At 73.8% G+C, this 21,194-nt stretch carries 16 protein-coding genes and 3 pseudogenes; 12 read left to right on the forward strand and 7 right to left on the reverse strand.

The annotated features are described in order from the left end of the window. Positions 1-33 precede the first annotated feature (33 nt). Together ABD981_RS34015 and ABD981_RS34020 are read right to left on the reverse strand one after the other, a co-directional pair. Entirely contained in the window at positions 34-852 is an 819-nt protein-coding gene (locus tag ABD981_RS34015; RefSeq protein ID WP_046907671.1) for an SDR family NAD(P)-dependent oxidoreductase, read from the reverse strand. 83 nt (positions 853-935) lie between these two features. After that, positions 936-3,695 (reverse strand): FAD/NAD(P)-binding protein, encoded by a 2,760-nt coding sequence (locus ABD981_RS34020; RefSeq protein WP_046907742.1) that lies wholly within the window; start codon positions 3,693-3,695, stop codon positions 936-938. Positions 3,696-3,874: 179 nt separating this feature from the next. Between ABD981_RS34020 and ABD981_RS34025 the strand changes: the two genes are divergently transcribed. Continuing rightward, positions 3,875-4,336: an RrF2 family transcriptional regulator gene (locus ABD981_RS34025; protein ID WP_046907670.1), complete on the forward strand. Its 462-nt coding sequence runs from the start codon at positions 3,875-3,877 to the stop codon at positions 4,334-4,336. A 16-nt stretch (positions 4,337-4,352) separates the two neighbouring features. Here the strand turns inward: ABD981_RS34025 and ABD981_RS34030 are convergent, their stop codons facing one another. Further along, a complete protein-coding gene (locus ABD981_RS34030) occupies positions 4,353-5,390 on the reverse strand; it encodes a TolB-like translocation protein (protein ID WP_046907669.1) in 1,038 nt (345 codons plus the stop codon). Continuing rightward, the gene (locus ABD981_RS34035) at positions 5,387-6,679 is read right to left on the reverse strand and encodes an MFS transporter (RefSeq protein WP_205628157.1); all 1,293 of its coding nucleotides are present in this window, start codon (positions 6,677-6,679) and stop codon (positions 5,387-5,389) included. The genes ABD981_RS34030 and ABD981_RS34035 overlap by 4 nt, the downstream gene beginning before the upstream one ends. 589 nt (positions 6,680-7,268) lie before the next feature. Here ABD981_RS34035 and ABD981_RS34040 point away from each other — a divergent pair. The 10 genes and pseudogenes from ABD981_RS34040 (at position 7,269) to ABD981_RS34085 (ending at position 16,922) form a co-directional block, all read left to right on the forward strand. Further along, positions 7,269-8,417 (forward strand): hypothetical protein, encoded by a 1,149-nt coding sequence (locus ABD981_RS34040; RefSeq protein ID WP_046907668.1) that lies wholly within the window; start codon positions 7,269-7,271, stop codon positions 8,415-8,417. Positions 8,418-8,578: 161 nt separating this feature from the next. After that, a pseudogene (locus ABD981_RS34045) lies at positions 8,579-9,007 on the forward strand (WecB/TagA/CpsF family glycosyltransferase); the annotation flags it as partial. A gap of 70 nt (positions 9,008-9,077) precedes the next feature. After that, a pseudogene (locus tag ABD981_RS34050) lies at positions 9,078-9,221 on the forward strand (hypothetical protein); the annotation flags it as partial. After that, positions 9,221-10,478: pseudogene (locus ABD981_RS34055) on the forward strand (nucleotide sugar dehydrogenase). The pseudogenes ABD981_RS34050 and ABD981_RS34055, both read left to right, overlap by 1 nt. A 68-nt stretch (positions 10,479-10,546) precedes the next feature. Further along, entirely contained in the window at positions 10,547-11,686 is a 1,140-nt protein-coding gene (wecB, locus tag ABD981_RS34060) for a non-hydrolyzing UDP-N-acetylglucosamine 2-epimerase (protein ID WP_046907740.1), read from the forward strand. Between the two features lie 111 nt (positions 11,687-11,797). After that, positions 11,798-12,628, forward strand: a complete 831-nt coding sequence (locus tag ABD981_RS34065) for a YveK family protein (RefSeq protein WP_205628156.1) — start codon at positions 11,798-11,800, stop codon at positions 12,626-12,628. A gap of 16 nt (positions 12,629-12,644) precedes the next feature. Beyond that, positions 12,645-14,204 (forward strand): oligosaccharide flippase family protein, encoded by a 1,560-nt coding sequence (locus tag ABD981_RS34070; protein WP_046907665.1) that lies wholly within the window; start codon positions 12,645-12,647, stop codon positions 14,202-14,204. Between the two features lies 1 nt (position 14,205). Then, on the forward strand, positions 14,206-15,378 hold the full coding sequence (locus ABD981_RS34075) for a right-handed parallel beta-helix repeat-containing protein (protein WP_123954443.1): 1,173 nt from the start codon (positions 14,206-14,208) through the stop codon (positions 15,376-15,378). Positions 15,379-15,474: 96 nt separating this feature from the next. Further along, a complete protein-coding gene (locus ABD981_RS34080) occupies positions 15,475-16,137 on the forward strand; it encodes a class I SAM-dependent methyltransferase (protein WP_046907664.1) in 663 nt (220 codons plus the stop codon). Then, a complete protein-coding gene (locus ABD981_RS34085; protein WP_046907663.1) occupies positions 16,137-16,922 on the forward strand; it encodes a glycosyltransferase family 2 protein in 786 nt (261 codons plus the stop codon). Before ABD981_RS34080 ends, ABD981_RS34085 begins: the two co-directional genes overlap by 1 nt. Here the strand turns inward: ABD981_RS34085 and ABD981_RS34090 are convergent. After that, complete coding sequence (locus ABD981_RS34090) at positions 16,907-17,851, reverse strand: glycosyltransferase family 2 protein (RefSeq protein WP_046907662.1); 945 nt, start codon at positions 17,849-17,851, stop codon at positions 16,907-16,909. The genes ABD981_RS34085 and ABD981_RS34090 overlap by 16 nt on opposite strands. Further along, entirely contained in the window at positions 17,851-19,872 is a 2,022-nt protein-coding gene (locus ABD981_RS34095; protein WP_046907661.1) for an O-antigen ligase family protein, read from the reverse strand. The genes ABD981_RS34090 and ABD981_RS34095 overlap by 1 nt, the downstream gene beginning before the upstream one ends. Before the next feature lie 56 nt (positions 19,873-19,928). On the opposite strand from ABD981_RS34095, the gene ABD981_RS34100 reads away from it, so the two are divergent. Then, the gene (locus tag ABD981_RS34100; RefSeq protein ID WP_240495203.1) at positions 19,929-20,585 is read left to right on the forward strand and encodes a YveK family protein; all 657 of its coding nucleotides are present in this window, start codon (positions 19,929-19,931) and stop codon (positions 20,583-20,585) included. On the opposite strand, the gene ABD981_RS34105 is transcribed toward ABD981_RS34100, so the two are convergent. Next, the gene (locus tag ABD981_RS34105; RefSeq protein WP_046907660.1) at positions 20,560-21,168 is read right to left on the reverse strand and encodes an acyltransferase; all 609 of its coding nucleotides are present in this window, start codon (positions 21,166-21,168) and stop codon (positions 20,560-20,562) included. The genes ABD981_RS34100 and ABD981_RS34105 overlap by 26 nt on opposite strands. Positions 21,169-21,194: the final 26 nt, after the last annotated feature.

Raw genomic sequence — 21,194 nt, forward strand, 5'->3', positions numbered from 1 at the left:
CCCAGCAGCTCAGCAGCTCAGCAGCTCAGCAGCTCAGTCGCGAGCCTCCCGCGGCTCGACGCGGAAGTCGAAGGCCAGGGTGCCCGGGTCCAGGGCGGTCGTGCCGCCGTCGACCGTGAGGGTCGCGCCGTTCACGAAGGAGGCGGCGGGGGACAGCAGCCAGGCGACGGCCTCGGCGACCTCGCGGGGCTCGGCGGGCCGCCCGGCGGGCAGCGGCCGGGTGACCTCCTCGTACGCCGCGTCGACCCCGCCCGCCCCGAGTCCCGCCTCCTCCGCGAAGCGGCTCATGCGGCGGTCCGCCATGTCGGTGCGCACCCAGCTCGGGCACACCGTGTTGGCGCGCAGCCCCGCGCCCGCGTAGTCGACCGCGAGCGAGCGGCAGAGCTGGAGGAGCGCCGCCTTGGAGGTGGCGTAGGCGGCGTTGCCGACGCCGTTGCGCAGGGCGGAGACCGAGGCGACCGCGACCACCGCGCCGCGGGCTTCGAGGAGGTGCGGGAGCGCGGCCCGCAGCAGGTGGAAGGGGCCGGTGAGGTTGGTCAGCATGACCGACTCCCAGTCCTCCAGCGTCACCGAGCCCACGCTTCCGCCGCGCCCGATCCCGGCGTTGAGCACCAGCCCGTCGAGGCGGCCGTAGGCGGTGACGGCCGTCTCGACGAGGGCGCGCACGTCCGCCGGCTCGGTGATGTCCGACGGGACGGGCAGCGCCCCGGTCTCCGCCGCCACGAGCCGCAGGGGTTCGGGGCGGCGGCCGGAGACCACCACGTGGTGACCCGCCCCGCGCAGCAGCCGCGCGGTGGCGGCGCCGATGCCCGTCCCGCCGCCGGTCACCAGGTACACCCGCTGGTCCGCCATGGTCGTGGCCCTCCGTCGACTTCTTCGCCTGCTCCGGCAGAGGACCTGATCCTATGGGGGCGGGTGGGGAGGGTGACCGGCCGTCAGGCGCCTCCGGCCAGTCCGGCCAGCCGGCGCCGGTCGAGCGGGGAGGCGCGGCGGTCGAGGCGCTGTTCCAGGAGGTCGCGTGCGGTGTCGGCGTGGCCCGCCTCCACCAGCGCGTACAGCAGCGTCTCCTCGACGACCTCGCGCTGGGCCGCGCTGCCGCCCACCCGGCGCAGTGAGGGCAGCAGCTCGCGCAGCCCCCGGACCGCCGTGTTCCACTCCTCCTCCAGGACGGCCTCCAGCGCGCTGCACAGCGGGACGACCACCTCGCGCTGCACCGGGTCCGCGCCCGCCGCGTGGGTCCGCAGCCGGCGCAGCGCGGGCAGGTCGCCGGCGGCGGTGAGGGCGACGGCGCCGTGCAGCGCGGTGAAGGCGGACGCGGGGCGTTCGACCAGCTCGCGGGCGCAGGCGTCGAGCACGCCGTCGACCGGTACCCGGCCGGTCCAGTTCTGCGCCATCCGGGCACGCCACAGGAGCGAGCCCGAGTCGACCAGCGCCCGCACGCCGTTCACCTGCCCGGGGGCGAGCTGCGCGTACCAGCGGCGGCGCACCGCCGCGGCGTCGTCGAGGGCGAGCTCGTGCAGCGCCACGTGCCAGGAGAAGTGCGCCCGGTGCACGGCGCCGCGCCCCTGGGAGCCGATCCAGCCGTCGAGCCAGTCCCGGCCGGCCTGGTGGTCGCCCGACTCGTAGTGGACGTGGGCGAGGGCGTGCACGGCGTGGCCGGAGGCGGGCTCCGCCGCGAGGGCCGTCCGCGCGAGCTCGCCCGCCTCGTCGATCCGGCCCTGTTCCTGCCGCACGAAGGACAGCAGCGAGGTGTGGAACCAGTGGCCCTCGTAGGCGTGCGCGGTGCCCTCCACCAGGCGCCGCGCCAGCGAACCGTCGATGTCCCCGACCCCGGAGAAGGCGATGGTGGGGACCGCGACGGCGAGCGCGAAGGCGTCACCGGGGAAGCGGTCCAGGTGGGCGATGAGGGCCCGGTCGCCGGCGCCCGGGCCGTCGGGGCCGTCCGGTCCGCCGGGTCCGGCACCGTGGGTCTCGACCCGCCGGGTGACCATCTCCACGAACGAGCGCTCCCGTTCGTCCCCCCGCTCCCGCACGCTGCGCTGCGCGTCCGCGAGCGCCCGGGCCACGTCGACCTCGGCCCCGCACTCGTGCCCCAGCAAGGCCAGTGCGGCGTGCCCGAGAGCGAACCCGGGGTCCAGCTCCGTCGCCCGCGCGAAGGCCTCCGCCGCCTTCGCCCGGACGGTGATCACCCGGCCGAGCCCGCCGCGGAACGAGGCCGCCGCGGCGGCGTGGGTGGACAACGGAAGCCCGAACTGGTCGGTGGGCCTGCGGCGGACCGGCCGCGGGGCGCCGCCGAACGGGGCGAGGACGGCCTCGGCGATCTCCTTGGCCTGACCGCGGATCTCGGGGATCGCGGTGGTCTCCCACAGCTCGCCGCGCCGGGGCGCGCCCAGCGTGAACAGCGGGCGCTCCGCGCGCCCGGCGGCGTCGAGGAGCCGGCCCGCGTCGGTGGCCACGCCGATGCCGAGCGGCCCGGGAACGGCGAGGCCGTCGCCGAGCAGGCCGGTCCACAGGGGGTCGCCGCCCGCGTCGGCCCGCAGCCCGGGCCCCGTGCAGTCCACCACCCAGGCCACCCGCAGCGTGCCGCCGTCGGCGAGGGAGACGGTGAGGCCGCCGTCCTCGCGGGGCGCGGCGGAGGCGATCCGGCCGGAGTGGATCCGCAGTCTGCGGGCCGCCCGCGCCCGGGCGACGGTCTCGGCGGTGGACGGGGCCATCCGGTGCCGGTGCACGTTCCAGGGGGTGGCGTCGCGGCCCAGGAACTCGGCCCGCTCGTCGTCGGTGAGCCCCTGCCAGAGCTGCCCGATCCAGGGGCGCAGGCCGTCGAACGCGGGCCGCCAGTCGCCGTGCGTGCGGCGGGTCTCGGCGACGTACCGCAGCACCTCGCGGCGGAGCCGGGCGAAGGGGAGCACCGCCAGGTCCCGGGGCGGCAGCACGGCCTGGAGCGGGGCGAGCGCGTGCGGCTGGGGCAGCAGGCCGGTGCGGGAGACGGCGTGCACCGTGCGTCCGGGCCGGTCGAGGACGAGCGCGAGGTCGACGGCGGTCAGCCCGGTGCCGACGAGCAGCACGTCGTCGGAGTCGGCCACGGCGTCCAGCGCGCCCGGCGTCCACGGGCGGGCGATGAAGCGCTCGGAGCCGCGCAGTTCCTCCGGGGCCCAGTCCGAGCGGCCGGCCGCCGGGCCGGTGGCGAGGACCACGCTGTCCGCCGTCACCGTGCCGCCGTCCGCGAGCCGCAGCTCGACCCGCCCGCCGGCGGCCTCGGCGCAGCCGGTGGCCCGGGTGCGCAGCCGGCGTACGGAGACGGTGCCGTGCGCCGTGATGATGGCGCGGCCGAGGGTGTCGGCGAGGTAGGAGCCGTAGCGGTAGCGGGAGGCGAAGTCCGCGGCGGTGACGGTGGGTTCGCCGTGGCGGCAGAGCCAGCGGCGGAAGTGGCCGGGGTCGTCCGGGTAGCAGCTCATGCCGCCGACCGGGACGTTGAGGCGGTGCTCGGGCACCTCCGTGGAGTACGCGACGCCCCGTCCCGCCTCCGCCGCCGGGTCGATGAGGACCAGGTCGAGGGGGGTGCGCCGACGGGCGGCCGCCTCGCACAGCTGGACGGCGACGAGCGCACCGGCCGCGCCCGCGCCGACGACCGCGACGGTGGGGCGCGGGCGCCCGGGAGCGGGGGCCGCGGGTGAATCGGGCGAGGGAGCGGACACCACGGACACGTCGGACACCTCCGGGTCGGGCGGACACTGCACGAATGAAGTTCACTATGTCGATGAACAAAGTGGAGTCGCAATGCGGCTTCCGGACAACCAGGTCACGTGGGCGTGTCGTTGACGGATCCGCACCCCGGCGGAGGCCACCCGCCGACCGGGCGTGAGACATTGAACGGGTGAGGATCTCAGCACGAACGGACTACGCCATCCGCGCCATGGCGGAACTGGCCGGCGAGCAGGACCGGCCGCTGAAGGCGGAGGACATCGCCGGACGCCAGGACATCCCGGTCCGCTTTCTCTTCGTCGTGCTCAGCGACCTGCGCCAGGCCCGGCTGGTCTCCAGCGTGCGGGGCCCCGACGGCGGTTACGCGCTGACCAGACCGCCCGGGGAGATCACCGTCGCCGACGTCATCCGGGCCATGGACGGCCCGCTCGTCAGCGTCCGCGACCTCAAGCTGACGGGCCTGGAGTACCAGGGCGCCGCCGCCCCCATGCCGGACGTGTGGCGTGCCGTACGGGCGAGCCTGCGGCAGGTCCTGGAGGGCACGACCCTCGCGGACCTGGCCCGGGGGACGCTGCCCGAGCTCGTACGGGAGCGGGCCCGCGAGTACACCGACGACGTGCGGACCTATCCGTAGCGGAGGGCGGGCCCGCTCACCCCGTCGCGCGCGGCGGGGCCTGGGCCTCGGAGAGCAGGAGCCGCGGCGTGCCCGTCCCGTCGGCCGGTACGGTCCAGGTGTCCTCGACGCCGGTCCGGCCCTCGGTGGCGGGCAGCGCGTAGGCGAGGGTCCGGTCGTCGAGCCAGACGGCCTGGTCGTCGACGCTGCGGCGCTCGGCGAGCGCGGTCGACTTCAGGGTGCGCAGGTCCATGACGTGCTCGCGCCACAGCGCCGCCGTGCCGAGCACCCGCTTCTTGTACGCGACCCGCGTCCCGTCCGGGGAGAGCGAGGGGCACTCCACGTTCTCCGCCAGGCCGGTGACGCTGCGCCCGGCGAGCGAGCCGCGTACGAGGTACGTCTTCTCGCGCGTGCTCAGGGTGGCGTAGAAGGTGTCGTCGTCGCCCGTGAAGGTCACGCCCCAGAAGTTGACGTCCGCGTTGCGGTAGGGCGCGCCGTTCAGGGTGATCGCGAACTCCTCCAGGTTCGGCGACAGTTTCCAGCCACGGGTGTCCAGGACGGACGTCCGGGTGGAGAAGAACGCCGTTCCGTACGACTCGCCCTTCACGAACACCGTCCACGCGGCCAGCCGGCCGCTGGGGGAGACCCGGGCACGGCTCGGGATGCCCGCGACGGGATAGGTCCGCAGGGTGCGCAGGCCGGAGTCGAGGATCCGCGCCCGGTACGAGGGCCGGCCGAGCGTGGTGGTCGCCTGCAGGCACACACCGGTGCCGGCGGCGGCGTGGAAGCGCAGGCAGGAGACGTCCGAGGCGGTGCGGGTCGCCCCGGCGGGGGAGCCGGCCGGGACGGAGACGAGCCGGTCGCGCTGCGGGCCCGCGGCCATGTTGCGGAAGACCAGCCGGCCCGGATCCTTCAGGTTCACCCTCCCCTCCGCGAACGCGGGCCCGCCCGCCCGCGGCGTGTTCTCCTCGGCGGCCCGGTCGGCGGCCGAGAGCACCGACCAGGCGCCGACCCCGGTGAGGAGCAGCACCCCGGCGGCGAGGACGAGCAGGCGGCGCAGCGGGGTGAGGGTCATCGAGGATCTCCCGTCGGGCGCAGCGCGACACCGGCGACGGCCGCGCAGCAGGCGAGGCCGGCGGCCGCCGCGGCGAGCGCGGGGCCGTCGCCCCACGCGGCCCAGGCGGCTCCGAAGGCCAGGGAACAGCAGAAGCGGGCCAGCGCCTGGCCGGTGCCGACCAGGGCGATGCCGCTGGCCCGCAGCCGCTCCGGCACCACCGCGGCGACGGCCGCGGGCAGCACGCCGTCGGTGGCCGCGTAGAACGCGCCGTGCAGGGCGAGCACCAGGTACGGCAGCGCCGGGAGGTCCGGCGCCCACAGCAGCAGCCCGTAGCCGAGGAGCAGGGACGCGTGCCCGGCCAGGAACACCGTCCGCCGCCCGATCCGGTCCGCCAGCCGCCCGGCCGGCAGGGCGAGCAGCAGGAAGACGGCGGCGGTCCCGAGCGGGAGCAGCGGGAAGAACTGCTCCGCCACGCCCGTACGGCGTTGCAGCAGCAGGTAGAGGAACGCGTCGCTCACGGTGGTCAGGCCCAGCAGCACGGCACAGCCGAACAGCGCCCGCAGCCGCCGGCCCCGCAGCAGGCCGAACGCGGCCCGCAGGTCGGCCCGTTCCCCGGGGACGTCGGCCGCCGATGCCGATGCCGATGCCGATGCCGATGGCGCCGGTGCCGGGGATTTCTTTCCGCTCGGAACGAAAAGAAGCAGGACCAGCACCCCGAGCGCCGCCACGCAGCCGCTCACCGCGAACACCGCGTCGTAACCGCCCGCCGCCACGCCCAGGATCAGGAACGCGGCGATCGGGCCCAGCAGCGCCCCCGTGGTGTCCATCGCCCGGTGCAGGCCGAAGGCCCGGCCCTGCCGCTCCGGCGGCACGGAGAGCGAGATCAACGCGTCCCGCGGCGCCGTGCGCAGCCCCTTGCCGGTGCGGTCCAGGGCCAGGGCCACGCCCAGCGCGCCCAGGTGGTGGACCAGCAGCAGCGGCTTCACCAGCGCCGACAGGCCGTAGCCGATCCCCGCGATCAGCTTGTGGTTGCGCACCCGGTCGGCCAGGTGGCCGCCGGTCAGCTGGACCAGGGCGCTCACCCCGTTCTGGACCCCGTCGAGCATGCCGAAGCCGAGCGGACTGAGCCCGAGCCCCATCACGAGGTAGAGCGGCAGCACCGCCGTGACCATCTCCGTGGACACGTCGGTGACCAGGCTGACCGTGCCGAGCGCCAGCACGGTCGGGGAGACCGCCCGGGCCGTGCCCCGCAGGCGGTCCTGCGCGGAGGTCGCCCCCTGCGGTGTGGAACGGTCGGCAAGATACACAGTGCAAGGACCCCAACTGCCGTGAGAATGCGGTACGCGGGTGATCGCGCGCCCACTGTAGCCGCTGCACGTCCGTGAGTTAGGCGGGATCGGGGCGGCTTAGCGACTGCTTGCCACCAATTCCTCGAAAGCCCTCATCGACACCGTGTTGTAGGCCTATCTTCCCGTTGTACGCTGCGAGTTGAGCACAACGTTCGCGCTGTGCGCTGGGGGTGTCCGTGGGGGGTTCCACCGGCAGGAGGCCGAAGCGCCGTCGCTTCGGGCCCGCCTGTCCGTGCTGTTTCCGCTGTTCTCATCGCTGTTTCCGCTGTTCTCATCGTCATGTTCAACGCGGCTGGGGAGCCGCCGAGTAGAAGCCACCCGCGCCGACGCGCGACTGCGGCATCCCTCCAGGGTGCCGCGAATCCGTCGTGCGCGTGCGCCGGGCGCCCACGCCACCACCGACCCGCAACGCCCGCAACGCCCGCAATTCCGCACGTGCGCCAACAGCCAGCCGATCCGGATCAGCGCCCTGATCCGAACCGACCCGAGGGGGGTGGGTGTGTCAGATCGTCCTGCCAACACACCCGACAGTCCAAGCAGTTCACGGATGACGGAGCTCGCCCGAGCGGACCGGCCGCTCCACGACCTCGCCACCCGCCTGCTCGCGGTGGCCGAGCGGGGACTCCCCGCCATGCTCCTGCCGGAGGGGAACGGCTTCGTCTTCACCCGCGCCGGCCACCGCGCCGACGACGGCACCGTCCGCCTGGAGCAGCGCGGCACCAGCATCCGCTACGCCGCGATCACCGTGCTCGGCGCCCGCTTCCTCCCCCTCGACCGGCAGCGCGCTGTCCTCGGCGGCCACACCGCCGAGGAGTTCGCCGGAGAGCTGATCGAGCGGCTGCCCGGGGTGCGCAACCTCGGCGACGCGGCACTGATCGCCTGGGCCGCCGCCGAGACCGGCCACCCCAAGCTGTCCGACGCCCTCGACCGGGTCACCGCCCTGGACGAGCCCGGCCGCCCCCAGTACACCGTCGAGGCCGCCTGGGTGCTCTCCGCGCTCGCCGCCGCCCGCGCCACGCTCGACGTCGAGGACCGGCTGAAGAGCGCCCGCGACCGCCTGCTGCGCGCCCGGATCGGCACCAGCCCGCTCTTCCCGCACGCCACCGGACCCGGCCTCAACCCCTGGTACCGCGCCCACATCGGCTGCTTCGCCGACCAGACCTACCCGCTGCAGGCCCTCGCCCGCGCCCACGCGAGCGGCGACGACCCGGAGGCGCTCGCCGCCGCCGACGCCTGCGCCACCCGCATCTGCGCCCTCCAGGGCGACGGCGGCCAGTGGTGGTGGCACTACGACGCCCGCCGGGGCACCGTCGTGGAGGGGTACCCGGTCTACAGCGTCCACCAGCACGCCATGGCCCCGACCGCCCTCCTCGACCTGACCGAGGCCGGCGGCACCGACTTCGGCGAGCCGATCCGCAAGGGCCTGCGCTGGATGACCGACGTGCCCGAACTCACCGCCGCCGGCCTGAGCGAGCCGATGATCCTGGACGAGCTCGGCGTCACCTGGCGCAAGGTGTACCGCGGCGACCCCAAGAAGGCCGTGCGCGCCGCCCGCGGCCTGACCACCCGCGTCGCCCCCGGGCTCCGGCTCGGCCCGCTGGACGGGGTGTTCCGGCCGACCGCGGTCGACCGCGAGTGCCGCCCGTACGAGTTCGGCTGGATGCTCCACGCCTGGCTGGGAGGGATCGCGAGATGACCCCCGACCCCCGCACCGGGCACCCGGCGAAGCGGCAGACCCTGTTCGGCGTGCGGCTCGACGCGCTCACCATGGACGAGACCGTCGCCCGCTGCCTCTCCGCCGTACGCGCCGGGGAGCGCCTGGAGATAGGCGTCGTCAACGCGGCCAAACTGGTCAACATGCGACGCGATCCCGCCCTCGCCCGGGCGGTCTCCGGCTGCGACCTCGTGCTCGCCGACGGGCAGGCCGTCGTCTGGGCGGGCCGCCTGCTGCGCCGCCCGCTGCCCGAACGCGTCGCCGGCATCGACCTGTTCACCCGGCTGCTCGGCGAGGCCGAGAGGGCCGGACTCTCCGTCTACTTCCTCGGCGCCAAGCAGCCCGTCCTGGACGAGATGCTCCGCCGGGTCGCCGTCCGCTTCCCCGGCCTGCGGGTCGCCGGCAGCCGGCACGGCTACTTCGAGGACGCCGACCAGCCCGCCATCGCCGACGCGATCGCCGAGAGCGGCGCCCACATGCTGTTCCTCGGCATGACCTCCCCCAAGAAGGAGATCTTCACCGCCGGTTACGGCGAGCGCAGCAAGGTGGCGCTCGTGCACGGCGTCGGCGGCTCCTTCGACGTCCTCGCCGGCGTCACCCGCCGCGCCCCCCGAACGCTGGCAGCGGCTCGGCTTCGAGTGGCTCTACCGGGCGCTCCAGGAGCCGCGCCGGCTCGGCCGCCGCTACCTCACCACCAACGTCTCCTTCGCCCTCATGACGGGCCGGGAGCTGTTGCGCCCCACCCCGTCCGTCACCCCGGTCAGCACCGCCAGCAGGGAGTCATGATGCGCGTCGTCGTGGTTGGACAGGGCTATGTCGGCCTGCCGCTCGCCATCCGGGCCGCCGAGACCGGTCACGAGGTGATCGGGTACGACGTGGACACCGAGCGGGTCAAGAGCCTCGCCGCGGGCGAGTCGTACGTCGAGGACGTCTCCTCCGAGCGGCTGCGCGCCGCCCTGGAGGCCGGCAGCTACCGGGCGAGCGACGCCGTGCGCGACTGCGGCGGCTTCGACGTCGCCGTCGTCACCGTGCCCACCCCGCTGCACGAGGGCACCCCCCGACCTCCGCTACATCGAGGAGTCGGCCCGGGACCTCGCCCGCTACCTGCGCCCCGGCGCGACCGTCATCCTGGAGTCGACCACCTACCCCGGCACCACCCAGGAGCTGTTCGGGCCGCTCCTCGAAGAGGGCTCCGGGCTGGTCGCCGGAGCCGACTTCCACCTGGGCTACAGCCCGGAGCGGATCGACCCCGGCAACCCGGTCTGGGGCTTCGAGCAGACCCCCAAGGTGGTCTCCGGAGTGGACAAGGCCTCCCTCAAGGCGGTCCGGAAGTTCTACGACGGACTCGTCGAGACCACGGTGCCGGTGAGCTCGCCCAAGGAGGCCGAGCTCGCCAAGCTCCTGGAGAACACCTTCCGGCACGTCAACATCGCCCTCGTCAACGAGATCGCGATGTTCGCCCGCCACCTCGACATCGACGTGTGGCAGGCCATCGACGCCGCCTCCAGCAAGCCCTTCGGCTTCATGCGCTTCACCCCGGGGCCCGGCGTCGGCGGCCACTGCCTGCCCATCGACCCCTCGTACCTCTCCTGGCACGTTCAGCGCGAACTCGGCACCAGCTTCCGCTTCGTCGAACTCGCCAACGACATCAACAACCACATGCCGGACTTCGTGACCCGGCGCCTGGTCAACGCCTTCAACGCCCGCAAGCGGTCGGTCAACGGCTCCCGCGTCCTGCTGCTCGGCCTCGCCTACAAGAAGAACACCGGCGACGCCCGCGAGTCGCCCGCGCTGCGCATCTCCCAGCTCCTGCTCGACATGGGCGCCGAGGTCCGTGCCGCCGACCCGCACGTCGTCGAGGGCCACCGCGTCGACAACCGGCTCGTCCGGGTCGACCTCACCAAGGAGGAGCTGGAGGCCGCCGACGCCGTCGTGCTCATCACCGACCACGACGCCTTCGACTACGAGCTCGTCGAGGCCCACGCCGACTACGTGCTCGACTGCCGGCGCCGGCTGAGCGGACCCCGGATCGAGGTGCTCTGAGCCGCATGTCCGGACCGGACGACACGAACGACACGCACGACACGAACGGGACGCAGGGAACGCAGGGAATGCACGGAACGCAGGACACGCACGGAACGCACGTCAAGAGGGTCGTCTGCGTCGCCGGCGCGCGCCCCAACTACATGAAGATCAAGCCGGTGATGGACGCCCTGGAGGCCAGGGGCGCCGAGGTGTTCCTCGTCCACACCGGGCAGCACTACGACCCGGCCATGAACGACGTCTTCTTCCGCGACCTCGGCCTGCGCCCGCCCGACCGCTTCCTCGGCGTCGGCTCCGGCAGCCACGCCGTGCAGACCGGGCGGGTCATGGCCGAGTTCGAACCGCTCGTGGCGGACCTCGCCCCGGACCTCGTCGTCGTGGTCGGCGACGTCAACTCCACGCTGGCCTGCGCCCTGGTCACCGCCAAGGCCGGGCCGCTGCTCGCCCACGTCGAGGCCGGGCTGCGCAGCCGCGACTGGTCGATGCCCGAGGAGGTCAACCGGGTCGCCACCGACCGGATCAGCGACTACCTCCTCGCCCCCTCGGAGGACGCGGCCGAGAACCTGCGGGCCGAGGGCTACCGCGAGGACCAGATCCACGTCGTCGGCAACGTCATGATCGACACCCTGTTCGCCAACCGCGAGCGGGCCCTCGCCGGCGACGCCCTCGCACGCCACGGCGTCGCCCCCGGGGAGTACGGCCTGGTCACCCTGCACCGGCCCGCCAACGTGGACGACCCCGAGGTGCTCGCCGGACTGCTCAAGGCGCTCGGCGAGGTCGCCGCGCACTGCCCCCTCGTGCTGCCCGTCCACCCCAGGGCCGCCGAGAAGCTGAACGCGCTCGGCGTGCCCGGCGGCATCCGGCTCGTCCCGCCGGCCGGATACCTCGACTTCATCGCCCTCCAGGCCGGCGCCCGGATCGTCCTGACCGATTCCGGTGGGGTCCAGGAGGAGACCACCGCGCTCGGCGTGCCCTGTGTGACCCTGCGGGACAACACCGAGCGCCCGATCACGGTCGACGAGGGCACCAACGTCCTCGCCGGCCGCGATCCACAGCGGATTCTGGCCACCGCCGTACGACTCCTGTCGGACCCGCCGCCACCGCGCCGCCCCGCACTGTGGGACGGGCACGCGGGGGACCGGATCGCCCGGGTCCTGCTGGAAGGGGGGACCGCGGGCGACCGCCCGCGGCCCACCGACCCCCGTTGATCGCAGACGTGGTGATCGCGAAGGGCTCACAACCTGACGCGATCCCACCTATCCTCTTCAGCGGTACGGCAGTTGAGCAGCCGCCACATCGGGGGCGCAGGGGGGAACGCCATGGACCTCGCAGAAATCTTCCGGGTCATGTGCCGGCGGTGGTACGTCCTCGTGCCCGGGCTGCTGCTGACGGCCGGCCTGACCGTCGGGGCGTGGTTGCTCGTCCCCACCGCGTACGAGTCGCAGAGCACCGTCGCGCTGCTCAACTCCCGCAAGGGGGCGGCGGCCGACGGCAACCCCTTCCTCAGCATGGAGCCCTCGCTGACGGGCATGGCCGACAGCCTCGCCCGCAACGTCAACTCCGACGTGTCGGTCGCGGAGCTCAAGGACAAGGGGCTGACCGAGAAGTACGAGGCGAAGATCGCGGACAACGCCCAGGGGCCGCTGCTCTGGCTCACCGTGACCGGTGACGACCCGGACGCGGTGCTGAAGGCCAACAAGACGCTCATGGAGTACACCGCGCAGCGGCTGAAGGACCTGCAGGCGGACCAGAAGGTCGAGGCGGACTCCATGATCCGGCTCACCACCATCGTTCCGCCCCAGGACCCCCAGGCCCAGATGAAGTCCAAGGTCCAGTACCTGATCATGGCCGCCGGACTCGGCTTCGTGCTCAGCCTCGTGGCCACCTTCTTCGTGGAGGCCCGCCGGCGCCACGACGCCCCGGCGAAGCACCGTCAGACCTCGCCCGCGGCGGAGACGGCGGACGCGGCGGACTCCGCGGATCCCGCGGGGGAGGCGGTCCCGGCCGCGCCCGGCCCGCTTGTCGACCCCGAGGTCTCGGCCGAGCCGTCCGCCGCCCAGCCGCTCGACCAGCCCACCGTCCAACTGCCCGTGCTGCCCGCCGCCGCCGAGCGCCGCCCGGCCAAGCGCCCACCGTCCTGGGTGAAGTGACGAGGAGCCCTCTCCGATGGAAACAGCGCCCGCCGGGCCCGCCGCGCCCGCCGCCCCCGGTGACCAGGCGTCCCTGGGGACCAAGGTCCGCTCGGCGACCCGGTGGAGCCTCATCAACACGATGGTGATGCGGCTCGGCAACTTCGCCACCGGCATCGTGCTCGTCCGCTACGTCCTCGACCCCGCCGCCTGGGGCGTGTACGGGGTCGCCCAGACCGTCCTCATGGTCCTGCTCTCCGCCAACGAGCTCGGCGTCTCGCTGGCCATCGTCCGCTGGGAGGGGGACGTACGCCGGTTCGCGCCGACCGTCCTCACCCTCAGCGCGGTCTCCAGCGGCCTGCTCTACCTCAGCCTCTTCGCCGCCGCGCCCGCCGTCGCCGCGCTGCTCGGCTCCACCGAGGCCACCGCGGTGCTGCGCGTCATGTGCATCTGCCTCGTCCTCGACGGCCTCTCCCAGGTCCCCGCGGGCGTCCTCACCCGAGAGTTCGCCCAGGGCCGCCGGATGGTCATCGACGCGCTCAACTTCGTCGTCAGCACCTCGGTGACCCTGGCCCTCGCCCTGCACGGCTGGGGCGCCATGAGCTTCGCCTGCGGAGCCGTCGCCGGCAACGTCGTCGCCCTGGCCGGCTGCGCGATCGCCGCCCCCGGGATGCTCCGCTTCGGCTGGGACCCCGTCCAGGCCCGGGCACTGCTCCGTTTCGGCCTGCCGCTCGCCGGCGCCAGCATGCTCGCGCTCGCCGTCGTGAACGCGGACGCCATGATCGTCGGCGCGGTCCTGGGCAACGTGTCCCTCGGCTTCTACATGCTCGCCTTCAACATGGCCGGCTGGCCCGTGCGCGTCATCTCGGAGACCGCCCGCCGGGTCTCCTTCGCCGGCTTCTCCCGGCTCGCCGACGACCCCAAGGCCCTCTCCCAGGGCTTCGGCAGCGCCCTGGGCCTGCTGATGAGCGCCACGGTCCCGGCCTGCGTCCTGCTCGGCGCGCTCGCCGGGCCCGCCGTGGAGCTCGTCTACGGCGCCACGTGGCTGCCGGCCGCCCAGGCGCTGCCCTGGCTGATGGCCCTCGGGCTCGCCCGGATCGCCGCCGAGCTCACGTACGACTGCCTCGTCGCGATCGGCCGGCGCCGCTCGCTCCTGCTCATCCAGGGGCTCTGGCTGGTCACCCTGATCCCCGTCCTGGTGCTGGCCGCCCGTGCCGGGGGCATCGAGACGGTCGCCGCCGGACACGTCCTGGTCGCCGGCGCCGTCGTGCTGCCCGCCTTCCTGCTGGCCCTGCGCCGCGGCGGGATCGCCACCCGGGCCGTCGCCCGGGTCTGCGTCCGCCCGGTCCTCGGCGGCGCCCTCATGGCCGCCGTCCTGGTGCTGCTCCGCCGGGAGCTGGGGGAGGGGCTCGGGGCGCTGTCCGCCACGTGTGTCATCGGGCTCGTGTGCTACGCGCTGTGCGTGCTGCCGGCCCGCAGACTGGTGCGCGGCGCGCTCGCGCGGTTCCGCCGCGCCCCGGCGGCGGAGCAGCGGGAGGCCGCCGCCCCCGCCGTACCGGCGCAGAAGCAGCCGGCCACCCCGGCATCCGAACGATGAGGTGAGTCCCCTGGCCCCCACCGGCCGCCACAAGCTCTCGTCCCGCACCGGCCGCCGCAAGCTCCTCGGAGCGGTGCTGCTGACCGCCCTCCTGCTCTTCTCCCTGATCACCTTCACCGGACTCGGCGGCAAGGCGGTCTGCCTGGGCGGCGCGGCGCTCTGCGACTCCCGTGCCATCACCGCCCCCGGGGAGGGCGCCGGCGGAGCGTCCCGGCCGGCGGACCCGGACCCGACCGCGAGCCCCGCCGCCCCCACCGCGAGCCCGTCCGGCTCCGGGTCCCCGGGCCCCGTCCCGTCCTCCAGCCTCTCCCGGTCGCCCGGCCCGCGGGACGCCAAGCCGCCCGCCCGCAGGGGCTGCGCGAGCCCCCGGGCCTGCGGCTACCCCGACGCGAGCACCACCGGGCCGCGGATGGCGACGCTGACCCCGCAGAGCACCGGGAACGCGAGCATCCGCACCGACGGCACGGTCATCAGGGGCTGGGACATCACCGGCTCCCTCGACATCTACGCCAACGACGTGACCGTGATCGACAGCCGCATCACCTCCACCAACTGGTGGGGGATCAACCTGCGTCCGGGCTTCAAGGGACTGCGGATCCTGCACACCGAGATCAACGCCGTCCCCGGAAAGGGCCCCAACAACGGCGGCTCGGACTACGCCGTCTCCAACATGAGCACCAGCTCGGTCGAGGTCGGCCACTGCGACATCTCCGGCTTCGGCGACGCCCTCTCCATGGGCCAGGGCAACCTGCACGACAACTACGTCCACGGCATCGTCCCGTACAAGAACCTCGACGGGGTGTGGCAGCACACCAACGCCGTGATCAGCAACGGCGGCGGCCAGGGCAAGCTGATCATCCGGCACAACACCCTGATCAACGCCACCCCCGTCGACCAGGGAGCCTCGGCCGCCGTCGGCCTGTTCGCCGACGCCGCCCCCGTCACCCACACCGTCGTCGACGACAACTGGCTGGCCGGCGGCGCGTACGCGCTCTACGCCGGCGGCAAGGACTCCTCCGGCATCGAGGTCACCGACAACGTCTTCTCGCCCGAGATCTACCCCTCGGGCGGCCGGTACGGCGCCGTCGCCTACTGGAACGCCGCCGGTCAGGGCAACATCTGGCGCGGCAACCGGATGGCCGACGGGACCCCCGTCGTGCCGGCCCCGGAGTGACCCGACGACGTCGGCAGATCGGCTGATAAATCCCCACCGTACGCATAGGGTTGGGACCGACCCCACCCTTTCCTCGATCATCAGGTGGTTGATGCGATGTCCGGCCTCCGTGCCCTCCGCAATCGTTTCGTCGACGCGCCCGACTCGCTCGGCGAACGATTCCGCGCGGCCCGCTGGGAGCGGTTCCGCAACTGCTTCCCCGGCATCGCCGACATGCGCGTCGTCGACCTGGGCGGCACCGCCTCGAACTGGACGCGCTCCCCGCTCCGTCCGAAGCACGTCCACCTGGTGAACCTGGAGGCGCACCCGGCCGAGCTGCCCGACTGGATCACCGCCGAGATCGCCGACGTCACCGACCCGGAGATCCCCGGCAAGCTGGGGGAGTTCGACCTGGTGGTCTCCAACTCCACCATCGAGCACGTCGGCGGCCCCAGCCAGCGCCGCCGCTTCGTCGCCGCCATCGAGCAACTCGCCCCGCTGCACTGGGTGCAGACGCCCTACCGCTACTTCCCGGTGGAGCCGCACTTCCTCGCCCCCGGTTTCCAGTTCCTGCCGCTGGCCGCCCAGGCCAAGCTGGTGCGGCACTGGCCGCTCACCCACAGCCGCCCCGCCACGCCCGAGGAGGGCATGGACGCGGTCATCAACATCGAGCTGCTCACCCGGGCCGAGATGGGCTACCTCTTCCCCCGCTCCGTGATCCTCAGCGAGCGGGTGGCCGGGCTCACCAAGTCGCTGACGGCCGTCCGCACCCGGGTCTGATGCGCCGGGTCCTCAGGGGGCCGTGGGAACTCCTCAAGCGCCTCTTCGGCTGGCTGGTCCTGTACGAGCTCCGCAACAAGGTCCTCCTCGCGCCCGGAGCCGTGCGGCTGCGGCGCTTCGAGGACGCCGAGACCGCCCGGCTGGCCCGCGTCCTGGGCCGGCGCCCGACGGCCCGGGTCGCCACCGTCATCGCCACCCACCGGCGCCCCGAGGCGCTGCTGCGGGCCGTGCGCTCGGCCCTGGAGCAGTCCGTGCGGGACCAGGTCGTCATCGTCGTCGACGACGGCGCCGGACTGCCCGAACTCCCGGCCGACCCGCGCCTGTTCGCCGTCTCCCTCAGCCGGAACACCGGCGTGGCCGGGGTGGTGCGCAACGTCGGCATCCGGCTGACCGCCTCGCGCTACGTCGCCTTCCTCGACGACGACAACCTCTGGGAACCGGAGCACCTCCAGGAGGCGCTGGAGACCCTGACCACACCCGGCGGTCCCGACGGGGTGTACACCGCGCTGCGCAGGGTACGTCCGGACGGCACCGACATGGACGTCCTGTCGGTGCCGTTCGACCGGCGCAGGGCCGCCCACGAGGCCTTCCTCGACACCAACGCCTTCGTCGCCCGCCGGGTGCCCGCCCTGCGCTTCAGCAGGCTCCGGCGCACCCCCGAGGTGCTGCCCCGGGAGGACTGGGAGCTGATCCGCCGCTACAGCCGCGGCCACCGGGTCGCGCACCTCGCCCGGCCCACCGTGCGGTACCTGGTGAACCCGGGCAGCTTCTACACCTCCTGGTGAGGCGAGCGGGGCGCGCCCAGCAGGGCGCGCACCGCCGCCCGGGCCGGCTCCCGGCCCAGCGCGGCCCGGGACAGCTCCCGCAGCAGCACCGCCGAGCGGAACGCCACCGTCGCCGGCAGGCCGTGCCGGCGACGGAACAGCCGCACCCGGTTCACCACGAGCAGCGACCACAGCCGGGGCGAGACCCGGGAGTCCCCGCCGAGGTGGCGGGCCCGCGCCTCCGGCTCCAGCCGGGTGCGCAGCCCCAGGTCCCGGGCGCGCAGGCAGTAGTCCGTCTCCTCCGAGTAGAGGAAGAAGGACTCGTCCCACGGCCCGCAGGCCGCCACACACGCGGGTGACAGGGCGAGCAGTGCCCCGGTCGCCCAGTCCGCCTCGGTCCGCCCGGCGTACGCGTCCGGCGCCGTGACCAGCTCGCTCCAGCGGGGGAACCGCCCGGCCCTGCGGTTGCCCAGCACCGCCTCGCCGAGCGCCCGGGTCACGCTGGACTCGCGCCGCAGCGAGTGGATGAGCTCCCCGTCCTCCTCGTGGAGCACCGGCACGCTGATGCCGACCTCGGTCCCGTCCGGCAGCGGGGTGCCCAGCGCCCCGACCAGGGCCGCGGCGCAGCCCTCCGCCATCCGCACGTCCGGGTTGCAGATCAGCACCGCGCCGAAGCCGCCCTCCCAGGCGGCCGCGGCCCGCAGGGCCGCGTTGATCCCGAAGGAGTACCCGCCGTTGCGGCCCGTCTCCACGACGGTGGCCTCGGGCGCGTGCTTGCGGACCACGGCGACGGTGTCGTCCGCGGAGTCGTTGTCCGCGACGACCAGCCGCCAGTCGAGCCCCGCCATCCCGGACGGCAGCGAGTCCAGGAAGCCGGGCAGCACCTCGGCGCTGTTCCAGGTCACGACGACGACGGCGACGGGCCCTGCGCCCTGCTGCTGAGCTTGCATCAGATCTCCACGAGGTGCGATGGGTCGGGCGTGCGGGGGCGCGGTGCCGGGCCGGCCCTCCGGGCCGCCTCCGCCTCACCCCGTACGAAACCGAGGCAGCTGCCCCCCGCGCCGAGGAGCAGGAAGAAGACGCCGGCGAACATGGGGAAGCTCAGCGTGTCGAAGGTCGCGCTGATCACCAGGGCGACCAGCGCCGAGGCGAAGAAGGCCTGGCCGAGCTCCCGGTCGGACTCGTGCCGGGCGAGACGGCGGATGGCGCCGCCGTTGTGCACCCCGGTGAGCCCCAGGACGAGGAGGACGAGGACGCCGAGCGCGCCCAGCTCCGCCAGCGTCAGCAGGTACTGGTTGTCGGTGAAGAAGTAGCGCTCCGGCGTGAAGGTGCCGAAGCCCCGGCCGAAGACCGGGTCCTGCAGGAAGTACTCGGCGATCTTCGGGTACTTGATGGTGCGGGCCTGGGTGCTGCTGTCCGCGTTGTTCAGGCTGCCCGAGAAGAGCGTGGTGATGGTGCCGATGAGCCCCGGCACCAGGACCTTGAACACCGCCACCGCGCCGAACAGGATGCCGATCGCGGTCCAGCGCCGCTGCGGCTTCCAGCGCGGCACCATGATCAGGACGACCACCAGCAGTCCGATGATCGAGGTCCGCGACACCGTCAGGGGCAGCCCGCCGCCCAGCAGCACGACCGGCGCCCACAGCTTCCACTTCTTCAGGTGGGCCCGGGCCGGGTCGAAGGCCTGGGCGATGGCGAACGGCAGCAGGATGGCGAGCATCCCGCTGAACTCCAGCGGATGGGCGGTCAGCGAACGCGGCCGGGTGAACGAACCGCGGTCGAGCACGGCGACGTTCGCCACGCTGGAGTTGAGCCCGGGGATGCGCAGCGAGTCGGCGATGTTGGTGCCGGTGAAGAAGTCGTACAGGCCGAGCAGCGCGACCACCGAGCCCATCACCACGAGCCGCCGCATCAGCACGTCCAGCCGCGCCCGGTCCTGGATCCCGGCCGTGGTCAGCACCACCAGGGACACCCAGACGAGCAGCACGATCAGCCCCCGGTCGGCGGCCAGTATCTCCTTCTGCGAGCTGATCCGGTCCTGGTTGGCGACGTACGACAGGAGGACCGTGACCGCCAGCAGCAGCATCACCGTCCGCATGGTGCGGGTCCCGGGCGCGGGGGCGATCCGCCCGCCGCACCAGGTCGCCAGGTACCAGAACAGGCCGAGGAGCGCGAAGACGTTCGCCGGGGTGCCCGCGCCGCCGAGGGCCGGCAGCGCCAGGTTCGACGGCAGGAACAGGGCGAGCGCCAGATAGCCGGTGAGGACGGCGGTGGCGTCCAGCGGCCGGGTCAGCAGGGTGCGCAGCCGCCCCGCGCCGGGCCGGGGCGCCGGGACCGGCCGCGGCGGCAGCCCGCGGGTGCGCCGGCGGGCCGCCGCCCAGGTCTCGATCACGAAGGACAGCAGGAAGGCGGACGTGATGCCGAAGACGACGACCGCGGCCACCTTCTGGTACCGGGACTTGGGCTGCGAGACCGGCTTCTGCGGCGGCACGATCCGCGCCGAGCGCACGTAGTAGCCCTCCGGCACCCGGGCCTCGTCCTGGAGGACCCGCAGCTGCTCGGAGGCGTAGTCGGTGATCTTCCGGGTCTCCTCCAGGACCTTGTCCTTGTCCTCGCCCTTGACCGTCAGCGTGAGCAGCGGCCCCTCCGCCTGGGCGGCGAAGTCCACGCCGTACTCGTCGGTGATCCCACGGCCTTGGAGTAAACGGGCCGTCTCCGCCGACTGGAGGGCCCGGATCAGCACGTCGGCCGTGCCGATCAGCGAACCGCTCGCGTACGCCAGGGGGTTGCCGTAACTGGGCGCCGGTTTGGCCACCTTGCTGGAGTTGAGCAGCGCGAGCTGGCTCTGCGACTCGTACGTCACGGGGACGGTCGTGTACAGGTAACCGCCCGCGAGCAGACTCAGCAGGGTCAGCGGCACCATCACGTACCAACGCCCGGCCAGGACGCGGAAGATCTCGGCGATGCTCACGAACCCTCCCCCGGTTCCTCTTCGTGCTGCCAGTATCGGTGCTGATGGAAAGAGACGTGCTGACTCCCGAAGGACTGGCCCGTGTGCTGCTGCGCCGCTGGTACGTCCTGGTCCTCGCCATGCTCCTCACCGGCGTCGCCTGCTACCCGGCCCTGCGGCCGGCACCGCGCTTCCAGAGCTCGGCGGTGCTGGTGGTCAAACCGCCGCGGACCGGCAACCAGCCCAACCAGCTGACCAACCTCCAGCCCTCGCTGGCCCTGGTGTCCTACGCCGTGGTCCAGCAGCTCCAGTCGCCCGCCGGACAGGCCGAGCTGCGGGCGGCCGGGGTGCACGGCACCTACCGGCTCACCCCCCGCAACAGCGGCACCAGCGCCACCCCGTACTACTCGATCCCCACCCTGCAGGTCGAGTCGGAGCAGACCGGTGCCGAAGAGGCCGACCGGCAGGTCCAGTTGATCATCGGGGTGTACGGCAAGCACCTGAACGCCCTCCAGGCCACCCAGCACGTGCCGTCCGCCACGCTCCTCACCGTCGACCTGGTGAACCGGCCGGGCACCGTCGCGCTGCCGCCCAACCGCACCCGCGCGGTGGCCGGCGTGGGCGCGCTGGGCACCCTCGCCGGCGTGATGACGGCGCTGTGGATCGAGCGGATCGCGACGGCGCGGCGAGCGGGCCGGGAGCGGCGGCTCAGCGCGCAGCACCGTACTCCGTGAGCCGCCCGTCCCGCTCCTCGTAGCGCTCGCCCGTCTCCGGGCACCGCCACAGACCGGGGGTGCCCGGCTCCTCCGTCAGCCGGACGCCGGCCTTGCCGACCCAGCCCGCCCGGCGGGCCGGGACGCCCATCACCAGGGCGAAGTCGGGGACGTCCGCGGTGACCACCGAACCGGCCGCGACCAGCGCCCAGCGCCCGATGGTCACCGGCGCCACGCACACCGAGCGGGCGCCGACCGCCGCGCCGTCGCCGATCCGCACGGCGACCGGCTCCCAGTCGCCGCCCCGCTTCAGCCGCCCGTCCGGGTCCACGGCCCTCGGGTTGTGGTCGTTGGTGAGGACGACGGACGGTCCGATGAAGACGCCGTCGCCGAGCACCGCGGGCTCGTACACCAGGGCGTAGTTCTGCAGCTTGCAGTTGTCCCCGATGGTCACCCCGGGGCCGACGTACGCGCCGCGCCCCACCACGCAGTTCTCGCCGAGACGGGCGTCCTCGCGGATCTGCGCGAGCTCCCACACGCTGCTGCCCGCGCCGACGACGGCCTTCTCGTCGACCTGGGCGGTGGGCTGGACGCGGTAGTTCACGGATGTGCCTTTCGTTCCATGGAGGA

The sequence above is a fragment of the Streptomyces showdoensis genome (assembly GCF_039535475.1).
In the GTDB taxonomy this organism is placed as follows: domain Bacteria; phylum Actinomycetota; class Actinomycetes; order Streptomycetales; family Streptomycetaceae; genus Streptomyces; species Streptomyces showdoensis.

What these genes read in the sequence shown, in the direction of transcription:
- ABD981_RS34015 (WP_046907671.1), bottom strand. Translation starts at nt 852, where the DNA reads ATGGCGGACCAGCGGGTGTACCTGGTGACCGGCGGCGGGACGGGCATC.
- ABD981_RS34030 (WP_046907669.1), bottom strand. Translation starts at nt 5,390, where the DNA reads ATGACCCTCACCCCGCTGCGCCGCCTGCTCGTCCTCGCCGCCGGGGTG.
- ABD981_RS34040 (WP_046907668.1), top strand. Translation starts at nt 7,269, where the DNA reads ATGACGGAGCTCGCCCGAGCGGACCGGCCGCTCCACGACCTCGCCACC.
- wecB (WP_046907740.1), top strand. Translation starts at nt 10,547, where the DNA reads ATGCACGGAACGCAGGACACGCACGGAACGCACGTCAAGAGGGTCGTC.
- ABD981_RS34065 (WP_205628156.1), top strand. Translation starts at nt 11,798, where the DNA reads ATGGACCTCGCAGAAATCTTCCGGGTCATGTGCCGGCGGTGGTACGTC.
- ABD981_RS34070 (WP_046907665.1), top strand. Translation starts at nt 12,645, where the DNA reads ATGGAAACAGCGCCCGCCGGGCCCGCCGCGCCCGCCGCCCCCGGTGAC.
- ABD981_RS34080 (WP_046907664.1), top strand. Translation starts at nt 15,475, where the DNA reads ATGTCCGGCCTCCGTGCCCTCCGCAATCGTTTCGTCGACGCGCCCGAC.
- ABD981_RS34085 (WP_046907663.1), top strand. Translation starts at nt 16,137, where the DNA reads ATGCGCCGGGTCCTCAGGGGGCCGTGGGAACTCCTCAAGCGCCTCTTC.
- ABD981_RS34090 (WP_046907662.1), bottom strand. Translation starts at nt 17,851, where the DNA reads ATGCAAGCTCAGCAGCAGGGCGCAGGGCCCGTCGCCGTCGTCGTCGTG.